The organism is Syntrophobacterales bacterium (assembly GCA_031274925.1).
In the GTDB taxonomy this organism is placed as follows: Bacteria; Desulfobacterota; Syntrophorhabdia; order Syntrophorhabdales; family Syntrophorhabdaceae; genus PNOM01.
Window position 1 is genome coordinate 1 of the sequence record JAISPL010000010.1, and the last position, 11,776, is coordinate 11,776.

The following is an 11,776-nucleotide window of genomic DNA, read 5'->3' on the forward strand; positions in this document are numbered from 1 at the left end:
TTCTATATGTATGTCCTTCCTTCCGATATTCTACTACTCTCTTTCTATATTTTATATCATATCCCATTCTTTTACTTTACAAGATGATTAGACCTTTGGGAAGTGGGGTGGGTATAGTATGCGGAATTGGCGATGCTTATGGTTTTGGAAGAGATCAACGTACTATACTTGACTACATTGGTAGGATCATTGAAAGAAGAACGATGAGCCCCAATATCTTGTCGACTACGTTGCTGACGGTTGGCATGACCTTCAGAGTGCGGTTTTTTGCATAAACTCTTCTATGAAGATTTTAGGTAATCATCAATCATTTCTATATAATTTTCGTCAATAGAGGCATTCAGTAAAGCTTTTTCTTCGTATCAGGCGAAAATTAATTCAATATTTAATGATTATAAAATATCGCAAGGGCACAAAATGGAGCTTTTGTGCATTAGGCAAGTGATTATAACGTGAAGCAAATAGACAGAGAAGCGCAATGGATAGCGGAGGCCGACACTGGCGAATATGGAAATTGGATTGAGAATTTGGAACAGGTCTGAAATGTTGTATATCTATGTTCCCCTCTCTGTATGGGCCGCTTTACGCCTCACCCCATACTTCTCCTGCTTTGAGCCCCACGCCCCTCGCGATTGATAACTGATTTAATTTGCTTATATTTCAACAATCTGTTATAAAATAAACCTGTTTTTATGACCATGAGGATTGAGGAGTTTGATTATTTTTTACCTAAGGCGTTGATCGCCCAGCATCCCGAAAAAGAGAGGGCATCTTCCCGCCTTCTTGTCCTGAACAGAAAAAACGGGGCGGTAGAGCATAGAAGGTTCACTGATGTAACCGAGTACCTGCGCGAGGGTGATGTGCTCGTGCTCAACGATAGCAAGGTATTCCCTGCCAGACTGAAGGCTGTGAAAGAGACGGGCGGTGCAGTGGATATTCTTCTCGTGGAAAAACGGTCTGATTCTCGTTGGCTATGCCTAGTGAAAGGTATTAAGAAAGGGACAGAGAGGGCGTGGGTCTCCATAGGACCAAGACCTGTTGAACTGGCAAGGATTGAAAACGGAACGGCTTGGGAAATAGATTTTCTGTGTGACGGAGATAGCTTTGAGATTATAAGGGAGCACGGAACAATGCCCCTTCCAGGCTACATAAGAAGGAAGGGAGATTCTGACCTGGGCGATTTCGACAGATATCAGACAGTGTATGCAGACCCTATGGGGTCAATCGCGGCGCCCACGGCGGGCTTTCACTTTACGGTGGACCTGCTTGAGAAGCTTGAGAGAAAGGGCGTCTTCATAGTAAAAGTTACGCTCCACATAGGGATCGGGACTTTCCTGCTCCTTAAGACTGAGAATGTGGAGGATCATGCCATGCATCGGGAGTATTATTCTCTCTCCCCAGAGGCGAAGACGCAGATATCCGTGGCGAGAGAACAGGGAAGACGGGTTGTGGCATGCGGAACGAGTGCGGTGAGGACGTTGGAAACAGTTTATTCCCGGAACCGGAGTATCCCTCTCTCCGGGTTTACTGATGTTTTTATTTATCCCGGATATTCATTTAAAGCGGTGGGTGCCCTGATCACGAATTTCCACCTGCCTAGATCTACTCCTCTCCTGCTGGCGTCGGCGTTTGCGGGGCGAGATGAGATCAGACGGTGTTATGAAGAAGCGATTGAGGAGGGATACAGGTTTTACAGTTACGGTGATGCGATGCTGATAGTGTGACTGGCATGAAGGGGAATACAGACCCTTAACATTATTTTTCAGGCCTATGGCGAAGGCAGTCGCAAGTGGTTTTGAAGTTATGGAGACAATGACTATTCTTGAAGAGGACGGGTTTGCGCGGTTGGGCATCGTAGGTACTGCCCATGGAGACGTGGAGACTCCGGTTTTTATGCCGGTGGGTACCCAGGGGGCGGTAAAGGCGGCTGTCCACAGAGACCTGAAAGAAATGGGTGTAAAAATAGTCCTCGCCAATGCGTACCACCTCTATCTAAGGCCTGGTGACGGCCTGATAAAGGATTTTGGCGGCATACATAAATTCAGTGGGTGGGACGGCTCCGTATTGACCGACTCCGGGGGTTACCAGATTTTCAGTCTCGGGGTGCTCAGGGAGATCAAGGAAGACGGTGTATTGTTCCAATCCCATATAGACGGGTCCAAGCACTTTCTCTCACCAGAAAAGGCTATGGAGGTACAGGACAATATCGGGGCCGATATATGCATGTGCTTCGACGAGTGTGTACCTTATCCTGCGTCCTACGAGTACACGGAAGAATCGGTTGAGCTTACGTCCCGTTGGGCCGCAAGGTGCAAGGATGCAAAGAAGAATAATGGTACGCTCCTCTTCGGCATCGTTCAGGGGGGATTTTATGATACTCTGCGAGTAAAGTCCGCCCGTGACCTGGTAAATATGGATTTTGACGGGTATGCGGTGGGTGGTTTGAGTGTAGGAGAACCGAAGGCTCTCATGTGGGATATGGTCGACGCGACCACAGAGTACCTTCCGAAACATAAACCGAGATATCTTATGGGGCTGGGATTTCCCGAGGATATTGTCGAAGGGGTGAGGAAAGGAATAGACATGTTCGATTGCGTCATCCCGACGAGACACGCTAGGAACGGGAGCATGTTTACTTCCGCCGGCAGAATCAATATTAAGCACACGAAATATACGAGGGACGGCGCACCGTTGGATCCGGAGTGTGATTGCTACACATGCAGGAATTTCTCCAGAGCATACCTCAGGCACCTTTTCGTCTCTCACGAGCTCACCGGGTATTACCTCAATACCCTGCACAATATTTCATTTTACACCGGTCTTGTGAAGGACATGAGACAAGCAATAAGGGAAAAACGGTTCGAGTCATTTTATAATAATTTTAAAGAGAAATGGGAAGGAGGTGAGTTGCGGAATGAATATCGCGCATGCAATGGGTAATATGGGTGGAACGGGCCAGGGAGGTGGCAACCAACTGATGGCTTTCCTGCCCCTCATTCTTCTCTTTGCTGTTTTTTATTTTCTGCTTATACGACCTCAGCAGAAAAAAGCGAAGCAGCAGAAACAGTTCCTGGAGAACCTAAAGAAGGGCGATGAAGTTGTTACTTCGGGTGGCTTATATGGTAAAATAACCGGTATTACAGACAATACAGTAACGCTGGAGATTGCCGAGAAGATCAGGGTACGAATATTGAAAAGCTCAATAGTAATGTCAGTAGGGAAAGGAGAATAACGTGGCAAGGTATGAGAACATTATAGTTATTAACCCAGATTGTTCCAAGGAGGAAGAAAGCGAACTCCTTAAGAGAATCACAGGCAATATAGAGAAGACCGGGGCCGCCATAGCGAAGCTGGATGATTGGGGCGTGAGGAGACTGGCTTATCCCATCAAGAAGAAAGACAGAGGCCATTACTTTTTCTTCCTTTTGGATATGGCCGAAGATAAGGTGGCTGGTCTCGGCAAATTCTACAGGACTGTGGATAATATCCTCCGGCACATGTTCGTGGCTGTGGACGCGGCAAAAAAGGTTCTTGAGAAAGCACCGGACCATGTGGTCTTTGGTGATGTGGAAGCCGAGGCGCGTGAATAAGGTTTTTCTCACAGGGAGATTGAAGGTCAAACCTGAGGTGTTTTATACGCCAAAAGGCGAGAAGATCGTGCAGTTCCCTTTGTGGGTTGAGGACGATGCATTCAGTATTGATGTAGTGTATCCTGAACGCCAGGGGACGAGAGACCTGGCCCGGTTGAAAGGAAGTGTAGTCACCGTGTCGGGGGCATTGATGAAAGCAATGGACGGGCATGGTGCGATTAAATTAAAGGCCAATAAAATTATATGGATGGAGGAATAGATGCCAAGACCAGCAACAAGACCACGACATGATGGAGGAAAGAAAAGAGTTTATATGAGGAGAAGGGTGTGCAGGTTCTGTCAGGATCAGAACCTCGAGATTGATTATAAAGATCCGAAACTCTTGAAACATTTCATCACCGAGCGTGGAAAAATTATGCCGAGAAGAATGACTGGGACATGCGCGAACCACCAGAGAAAACTGAAAGAGGCAATAATGATGGCGCGACACATTGCCTTCCTTCCTTTTACCACACTTTCGAAATAGAAGGAGGCAATCAAATGAAGGTTATTCTGATCGAAGATTTAAAGGGTACAGGCAAGAAAGGTGAAATCGTCGATGTGAGAGACGGATACGGAAGGAATTTCCTTATCCCCAAAGGTCTTGCCCTCCCCGCCGTTGAAGGCAATGTCGCTAGGCTCGACCATATCGTGAAAAGTGCTGCAAATAAGAAAATAAGAGAGCTGAAGACCGCCGAGGAAATCAAGGCAAGGCTTGAGGAAATTACCGTTCACGTGAAGAAGAAAGTTGGAGTTGACGGGAAGCTTTTCGGTTCCGTAACCCACAAAGATATTGCCGTGGAGATCGGTAGCATCCTGAGCGTTCCAGTGGACAGAAAGCAGATAAGGATGGACGAAGTGATTAAGATGACCGGTGCTTACACTGTGGAAATACACCTTGGCCAGGGCGTGAACGCCGAGGTCAAGATCGAGGTAGAGGCGCAGGAGTAGAGTGAAGAAGAAATAAATGACCAAGACGCCGAAGCGCACCCAGGAGACTAAGTTCAGAGTTCCACCTCAAAATCTGGAGGCTGAGCAGTCTCTCTTGGGCGGGCTTTTGGTTGATGCGGAATCCATCAATAAAGTTGCCGATATTGTCGGTGCTGATGATTTCTACCGAGAGGCCCATTCCCGTATATACGAGATCATGCTTGATCTTTATGACAGGAATGAGCCTATAGACCTTATTACGGTCAGCGGCGCCGGAAAAGATAAAGGCCTCATCGATAAAATAGGCGGGATTACATATCTGAACACCCTAGTGGACCTCATGCCCAGCTCGGCGAATATAGCCCAGTACGCAAAAATGGTCCGGGAAAAGGCCATGCTCCGGAGACTGATGAATGTGGCCACCGAGATCATAGAAAAAGGGCATGACGCTGATCTGAGCGTGGACAGCTACATCGATGAAGCCGAAAAGATGATCTTTCAGGTTTCAGAGAATAAACTGAAGCCTTCTTTCTTTTCGGTGAGGGATATTGTTAAAGAGAATGTAAAGACCATTGAGAAGCTCTCACAGAACAAACAGGCCGTCATAGGTGTGCCCACAGGTTTCACCGATCTCGACAAACTAACAAGTGGTCTGCAGCCTTCAGACCTCATAGTGGTGGCAGGCAGACCAAGTATGGGAAAGACGGCTTTTTGTATGAATATCGCACAGTATGTGGGATATCTGGACAACGGTACAGAGCCAGTAGGTGTCTTTTCTCTTGAAATGTCAAAAGAGCAGCTCGTCACAAGACTCCTAAGTTCTGAATCCGAAGTAGGACAGTTGAAGCTCCGTACAGGAGCTCTTTCGGGAGCAGACTGGCAGAGACTAGCCCAGGCAGCGGGCAAGCTGTGCGAGGGCTCCATTTTCATAGATGATTCTCCGGGACTCACCGTTCTTGAACTACGTGCCAGAGCAAGGAGGCTAAAGAAAGAACACGGCCTGAGCCTGCTTATTATTGATTATCTCCAGCTTATGAAAGGAAGGAACAGCGCCGAACGGAGGGAACAGGAGATATCTGAAATCTCGCGGTCTCTCAAGGGGCTTGCAAAAGAGCTGAACATACCCGTCATCGCTATTTCGCAGTTGAACCGGATGGTCGAGCAAAGAGAAGACAGAAGGCCTAGGCTTTCCGATCTTAGGGAATCAGGTGCGATTGAGCAGGACGCCGATGTTATCATATTTATTTACAGAGACGAGGTGTATAATAGGAATATAGATGACAATAGAGGGATTGCCGAAGCTATAATAGGGAAACAGCGGAATGGACCGACGGATACCGTGAGGCTTGCGTTTCTTAACGAATGTGCCGCATTCAGAAACCTTTACGAGAAATGAACATTCCTAATATCTTATCCATCTTCCGCCTGGTTGTCACTGTCTTCTTCGTTCTGGCCGTCAATCAGGGAAGATATCGATTCGCGCTGGTTCTGTTTATCCTTCAGGGCCTAAGCGATCTCCTTGACGGGTTGCTGGCAAGAGTAATGAACAAAAAGACCTCTCTTGGCGCGTACCTGGATCCCATCGCGGACAAGGCCATGCTGTTGAGTGCTTACGTGGTCCTCTATTTTCATGGTACTATCCCCCTCTGGGTGGCGGCGGTAATCCTCCTTAAAGATACGATCGTGGCTACAGGGTTCCTGATTCTATACAGAATTTTCGGAAAAGTAAGGTTGGTTCCTAGTATGTTCGGAAAGACCAGTACCGCCCTTCAGATTATGACCGTAATCTATGTTCTTTGGTCCAGCGATACGATTTACGAACCTTACAATAAATTCTTTTTCTGGCCCATGATTATCTGCACGGTAGTTGCGGGATTGCAGTATGTGGTGAGAGGGGTGGCCATTCTCACTCGCCGTGAGCCTGCCTCCTGAAAGGCTGCCTTCCGCATAAGATCGTGGGGTCCTGTACCTTTTTTTGCTATGGTATGCAAACGCCTGTTTTTGGCTCCTGCACTCCCATTCCCTCTTGGCGGTTTCTGGTTACCCGTTTGCGGGCGCTACGAAAGACCACAGCTTTCATAGTGGCGTCGGCTGTCTTTTTCCTCATAACGCGAGAGCCTTAACTAAATATTATACAAGGCAGTTTGTTGCAGCGAGAAGAATTGGTCTGTAGAGGTAACAGCATGCCAAATACGAAGTGTAAGGTCAACCATAAGCTCTTGCCTGTGATACAATCTTGGTGCGCCATGTAAATCTACCGAGGTGATGGCGAGTATTGCTGTTCAACGTCAATAGTATGAGCTTTGCTCTGGTGGTAAGACATGACCAGTTGTCTGTGTAGAAAATGCAATTCTTGAGGTGCTTCACTTTGTCATAGAGGCGTCGGAAGGGTGCAGTATCACGACCGCTTAGTACCCAGGCCACGATTCTCTGTGTATTACGGTCAATGGCTTTGATGACCCAAAGTTTGTTTTTTTACTCCCGATAAAGTGCCACATTGCATCAAACTCCATTTGCCTGATTTCTCCTGATACTTCCGGTTCCGGCAGACTTTGTCCAAATCCATCGATAAACTAATGTGTAGCCCCATCATCCGAATAAGAACCTTTTGCCATCGCGTAAAGCAATATACAAAGCGCTTTCTTGACTGCAACCTTGATCATTGGTTCGCCTATCGCCTTCCCGAAAATTATAGTCGCATTCTTTGCAATGATACCGTTGCCTCCCTGCTACAATTCCATTCTTTACTGTTCGCTTCGCTCCACAGTTTTTGCATTCTGGTATAATATCTCATCTCCCGTATTTTGATAAGTACATGTGTTGCTGATCTATAGCTGATCTATATATAAGGGAATACACTCTATAACGATTTTAAAAAATAATTGTTCCGGATGGAGTGGACCGAGGTATCTGAAGGAAACTCCATTACCATATCAATGCTCAGTGCGCCTCACAGAAGAAACATCCCTTCCATCAAAGGGTCGCTAACTGGGCGCTTCGGGAGGAAAATGATTGACAGCCCTATTGATTAGTATTATAAAAAAGCGGAGATTTGCATGTCCATCAGAATCGGTATAAATGGTTTCGGTAGGATCGGACGGCTTGTTGCCAGAGCTGGTTTTGCGCATAGCGACCTTGAATTCGTTGCGGTGAACGATCTCACGGACGCAAAGACGCTAGGCCACCTCTTGAAATACGACTCAATCCACGGCATCTTGGGTGCGGAGGTAAAAACTACCGATAACTCCATTGCTGTAAATGGAAAAGAGATAAAGACGTATCAGATAAGGGATCCGGAAGCGTTGCCTTGGAAAGACCTTGGGGTTGACGTGGTACTTGAGAGTACGGGCAAATTTACCCATAGGGTGGGGGCTGAGAAGCATATCGCCGCAGGAGCGAAGAAAGTCGTCATTTCGGCGCCGGCCAAGAATCCTGATATAACATTTGTCCTTGGCGTAAACCAAGAAGTCTATGATAAGACAAAACATAACATTATATCCATGGGGTCATGTACCACGAACGGCTTGGCTCCTGTGGTGAAAGTGTTACACAACGAGTTCGGCATTGAATACGGTCTTATGACCACGATTCATGCCTATACCAACGATCAAGCGATCCAAGACGAGCCTCATAAAGATCTTAGAAGGGCAAGGGCAGGAGCTTTGTCCATGCTCCCCACCACCACCGGAGCCGCGAAGGCTATCTCAGAAATCATCCCGGAATTGGCGGGCAAGCTTGACGGCCTGGCCGTAAGGGTACCGATTCCCAATGTTTCCATCGTCGATTTTACGGCCACGTTGTCACGGCGCACAACAAGAGAAGAGGTGAATGAGAAGTTCCAGGAGTATGCGAACGGCCCCATGAAGGGCTATCTTTTCTGCACCAACGAGCCTCTCGTATCGAAGGATTACACCGGAAATTCAGCATTGAGTACCGTAGACCTTCCAAATACCATGGTTGTCGGCAACATGGTGAAGGTGCTCGCATGGTACGATAATGAGTGGGGTTTTTCGAGCCGTATGGTTGAACTTCTCTCCTTTATCATGAAATAGCGGGTATATTCAATAATTCATTTAGGAGCATAATTATGAAAAGCATAGACCAGGTAGACTTGAGAAGCAAAAGGGTGTTCATTCGCTGCGACTTCAACGTGCCCACGGATGACCAGGGCAACATCACAGACGATACGAGGATACGGGCACATTTGCGGACCATCGGCTATGCGGTGGATAAGGATGCAAAAGTTATCCTTGCGTCCCACATGGGGCGTCCCAAAGGGAAAAGAAATGATAAATATTCTCTGGAGCAAGTGGCCTTGAGACTTTCGGAACTTACCGGAAAACCTGTGACTTTCCTTGATGATTGTGTGGGAGAGCGGGTAGAGAAGGCCGTATCCGCAATGAAGGGAGGAGACCTTATACTCCTTGAGAACCTCCGCTTTTACATTGGTGAGGAAAAAAATGACGAGGAGTTTGCAAAACAACTCGCCAGGTTTTGCGATGTCTATGTCGATGATGCCTTTGCGGTTTCCCACAGGGCTGCGGCCTCGAATACAGCGATCACTGGTCTTGTGAAGGAATGCGCCGCCGGTTTCCTCCTTAAAGATGAAATCAATTATTTCAATAAGGCTATGAGTAACCCGGCAAGACCTCTGGTCGCTATCATCGGGGGAGCAAAGGTTTCCGACAAGATCGGGGTCCTTGAGAAAGTGATTGAGAAAGTGGATAAGCTTATTGTTGGAGGAGCAATGGCGTTTACCTTTCTCAAGGCGAGCGGCTATGAGGTTGGAAAATCAAAGTGCGAAGAAGACATGCTAGATACCGCGAAGGGTATCATGGCAAAAGCGAAAGAGCGAGGTGTGAGCTTTATGCTCCCGGTGGATTCGGTGATTGCAGAACAACCCTCCGCCGACTCCCATACGAAGGTGTGTGGTATAAAGGATATTCCGAAAGATTGGATGGGCCTCGACATTGGGCCGGAGACCATCAAGCTGTTCTCAGATGCCGTACAAGATACCGGGACAATAGTCTGGAACGGACCTCTCGGCATGTTCGAGTTTGAGCCATTCAGCAAGGGCACTTTCAGTGTGGCCCATGCGGTGGCCAATTCCGGCGCTCTTACCATAGTGGGCGGCGGTGATACCGATACGGCGATTCACCAGGCAGGGGAGAGTTCTAAAATCTCATATATCTCCACAGGCGGCGGCGCGTTTCTTGAGTTGCTGGAGGGCAAAACCTTGCCAGGAGTGGTGTCTTTGGAGGCATGCGGAGGCAACACATGAGAAACTGGATGGTTGCGGGAAATTGGAAGATGTATAATACGATTCCCGAAGCTACAACCCTTGCGGCACAGATCAGGGAAGGCATGAAAGGTATCACTGGTGGAGAAGTGGTGGTGGCCCCGGCCTTTACCGCTCTCGCGGCAACATGCGATATCATAAAAGGTTCTTCGATCATTCTTGCGGCCCAGAATATGTTCTACGAAGAAAAAGGTGCGTATACAGGAGAGATATCCCTGGCCATGCTCAAGGACGCAGGATGTACTTACGTAATTATCGGTCATTCGGAAAGAAGAAAATACTTCCATGAGTCCGATGAAAATGTTAACTTAAAGGTGAAGAAGTGTCTTGCAGCTGAATTGAAGCCCATTGTGTGCGTGGGGGAGACCCTTGAGGAGCGCGAGCAGGGGGTTACGGAATTTGTAGTGGGACAGCAGGTGAGGAAAGCCTTTTATGGCCTGCAATCCCTGAACGGTGTGGTAATAGCTTACGAGCCGGTGTGGGCGATAGGCACGGGTAAGAACGCTCTGCCCATGGAGGCTGAAGAGACGCACCGGTTCATTAGGCACGTGATAGGCGATATGTTCGGTGAAGAGCAAGGATCGGTACGGATACTGTATGGAGGGAGCGTAACTCACGAAAATATAGGGGATTTGATAGGTATGAAAGATATAGACGGTGCTCTTGTGGGGGGAGCATCCTTGAAAGCGGAGAGTTTTCTTGGTATAATAGAAAAAGTTTCGGAGAAGAGATAATGCTGACAGCGATTGCGATCATTCATGTATTGGTATCCATAGCCCTTATCCTGATAGTACTCCTGCAGACAGGACGGGGTTCCGATGTCGGGGCGGCTTTCGGAAGCGGATCAAGTCAGACCCTTTTTGGCAGTTCCGGCTCGTCGGGATTCATGACTAAGTTGACTACGGCGGGTGTGGTGATTTTTATGGTCACCAGCATGTTTCTTACATATTTTTATAGCCACAGGTAGCCTATTTGTGGTAAAAGTTTTTCTCGGACAACCGAGAAGAACTTAGAGTAGGATAATATTCATGCCGAAGTGGTGGAATAGGCAGACACACCATCTTGAGGGGGTGGCGGGGAGACTCGTGCGGGTTCAAATCCCGCCTTCGGCATTTAATCCTGTCAGTGATATTACGTACTTATTTTTAGGGGGCTGTCCTAGATAACTCAAGAATGTTACTATAGGGTAGCCCCTAAAACGTAATACCAGATTTATTGGACTATTTCTGATATTCTGAGAGCATCGGTTGTCGATATTTTTCCACGTGTAAGCGCGTAGATGCAGTGTTCCTTAAGTCTTCGGTCTTATACTCACCCTACTTTAAAACAGTCTGCAAGGGCATCGTCAAATGAATCGAATAGATGCAAGATACTACGCAGCCGAGATTTGAGCCAGCCCCAGAAACGTTCAATCAAGTTTAGTTCCGGTAAATAAGGCGGCAGGAAGAGAATTGTATGACCTTGCTTTTTAGTGAAAAGGAACCAGCCTGCTTTTTCTATGAAATATCCATAACAATCGTAGTATTTAAGGGAAGGGCAGGCTGTCCAAGGCTCTATGATTTCTTTTCCCATCTGTGTCCCGTACGTCTGTACTTCTTGCCGCTGATTTGCCCATCCATATTCGCGGTTGTCTAATCAGAGACAGACACAATTTCTTCTTTGTATGCTTCTACCCTTTCCGGGTCTTGCTCCAGGTAATGCTTTATGCGTTATCCCAATGCCTTTCCCAACATCCGAACTCTCACCTCTGATTGATATGCGTCATAGGCTTCAGGTTTTGACGGATCAACTTTATTATTCTTTCCATTAAATGGCCTGTTTTCCAGAATCCCGGTTTCTTCGTAGCGCTTCAGCCAAGCCTTTAGAGTTGTTGCGCCTATTTTGAATGTCTTTGCAGCCTCTTCTATATGTATGTCCT

At 47.4% G+C, this 11,776-nt stretch carries 14 protein-coding genes, 1 tRNA gene and 1 pseudogene; 14 read left to right on the forward strand and 2 right to left on the reverse strand.

The annotated features are described in order from the left end of the window. Positions 1–692 precede the first annotated feature (692 nt). From queA to LBQ00_02065, 14 genes are all read left to right on the forward strand, one after another. Complete coding sequence (queA, locus tag LBQ00_02000) at positions 693–1,724, forward strand: tRNA preQ1(34) S-adenosylmethionine ribosyltransferase-isomerase QueA (protein MDR2017646.1); 1,032 nt, start codon at positions 693–695, stop codon at positions 1,722–1,724. An 88-nt stretch (positions 1,725–1,812) separates the two neighbouring features. After that, positions 1,813–2,940, forward strand: a complete 1,128-nt coding sequence (gene tgt, locus LBQ00_02005; protein MDR2017647.1) for a tRNA guanosine(34) transglycosylase Tgt — start codon at positions 1,813–1,815, stop codon at positions 2,938–2,940. Further along, positions 2,915–3,232, forward strand: coding sequence for a preprotein translocase subunit YajC (gene yajC / locus LBQ00_02010; protein ID MDR2017648.1), 318 nt, complete (start codon positions 2,915–2,917; stop codon positions 3,230–3,232). The genes tgt and yajC overlap by 26 nt, the downstream gene beginning before the upstream one ends. 1 nt (position 3,233) lies before the next feature. Next, positions 3,234–3,590, forward strand: a complete 357-nt coding sequence (gene rpsF / locus LBQ00_02015; protein MDR2017649.1) for a 30S ribosomal protein S6 — start codon at positions 3,234–3,236, stop codon at positions 3,588–3,590. Then, positions 3,583–3,849, forward strand: coding sequence for a single-stranded DNA-binding protein (locus LBQ00_02020; GenBank protein MDR2017650.1), 267 nt, complete (start codon positions 3,583–3,585; stop codon positions 3,847–3,849). The genes rpsF and LBQ00_02020 overlap by 8 nt, the downstream gene beginning before the upstream one ends. Next, positions 3,850–4,116: a 30S ribosomal protein S18 gene (rpsR, locus tag LBQ00_02025; protein MDR2017651.1), complete on the forward strand. Its 267-nt coding sequence runs from the start codon at positions 3,850–3,852 to the stop codon at positions 4,114–4,116. It abuts the gene before it with no gap. Positions 4,117–4,130: 14 nt separating this feature from the next. Further along, positions 4,131–4,580: a 50S ribosomal protein L9 gene (gene rplI / locus LBQ00_02030; GenBank protein MDR2017652.1), complete on the forward strand. Its 450-nt coding sequence runs from the start codon at positions 4,131–4,133 to the stop codon at positions 4,578–4,580. 16 nt (positions 4,581–4,596) lie between these two features. Continuing rightward, positions 4,597–5,955, forward strand: coding sequence for a replicative DNA helicase (dnaB, locus tag LBQ00_02035; GenBank protein MDR2017653.1), 1,359 nt, complete (start codon positions 4,597–4,599; stop codon positions 5,953–5,955). After that, positions 5,952–6,491: a CDP-alcohol phosphatidyltransferase family protein gene (locus LBQ00_02040; protein MDR2017654.1), complete on the forward strand. Its 540-nt coding sequence runs from the start codon at positions 5,952–5,954 to the stop codon at positions 6,489–6,491. The genes dnaB and LBQ00_02040 overlap by 4 nt, the downstream gene beginning before the upstream one ends. A gap of 1,124 nt (positions 6,492–7,615) precedes the next feature. After that, entirely contained in the window at positions 7,616–8,611 is a 996-nt protein-coding gene (gap, locus tag LBQ00_02045) for a type I glyceraldehyde-3-phosphate dehydrogenase (GenBank protein ID MDR2017655.1), read from the forward strand. Between the two features lie 35 nt (positions 8,612–8,646). Then, positions 8,647–9,840, forward strand: coding sequence for a phosphoglycerate kinase (locus LBQ00_02050; GenBank protein ID MDR2017656.1), 1,194 nt, complete (start codon positions 8,647–8,649; stop codon positions 9,838–9,840). Then, positions 9,837–10,592, forward strand: coding sequence for a triose-phosphate isomerase (gene tpiA, locus LBQ00_02055; GenBank protein ID MDR2017657.1), 756 nt, complete (start codon positions 9,837–9,839; stop codon positions 10,590–10,592). The genes LBQ00_02050 and tpiA overlap by 4 nt, the downstream gene beginning before the upstream one ends. Then, positions 10,592–10,825, forward strand: coding sequence for a preprotein translocase subunit SecG (secG, locus tag LBQ00_02060; protein ID MDR2017658.1), 234 nt, complete (start codon positions 10,592–10,594; stop codon positions 10,823–10,825). The genes tpiA and secG overlap by 1 nt, the downstream gene beginning before the upstream one ends. Positions 10,826–10,888: 63 nt before the next feature. Further along, positions 10,889–10,970: transfer RNA gene (locus LBQ00_02065), tRNA-Leu, on the forward strand. Positions 10,971–11,169: 199 nt separating this feature from the next. Here LBQ00_02065 and LBQ00_02070 read toward each other — a convergent pair. Both LBQ00_02070 and LBQ00_02075 read right to left on the reverse strand, forming a co-directional pair. After that, positions 11,170–11,328: pseudogene (locus LBQ00_02070) on the reverse strand (transposase). A 239-nt stretch (positions 11,329–11,567) separates the two neighbouring features. Then, on the reverse strand, positions 11,568–11,776 hold a 209-nt coding region (locus LBQ00_02075), incomplete at its 5' end, for a hypothetical protein (protein MDR2017659.1).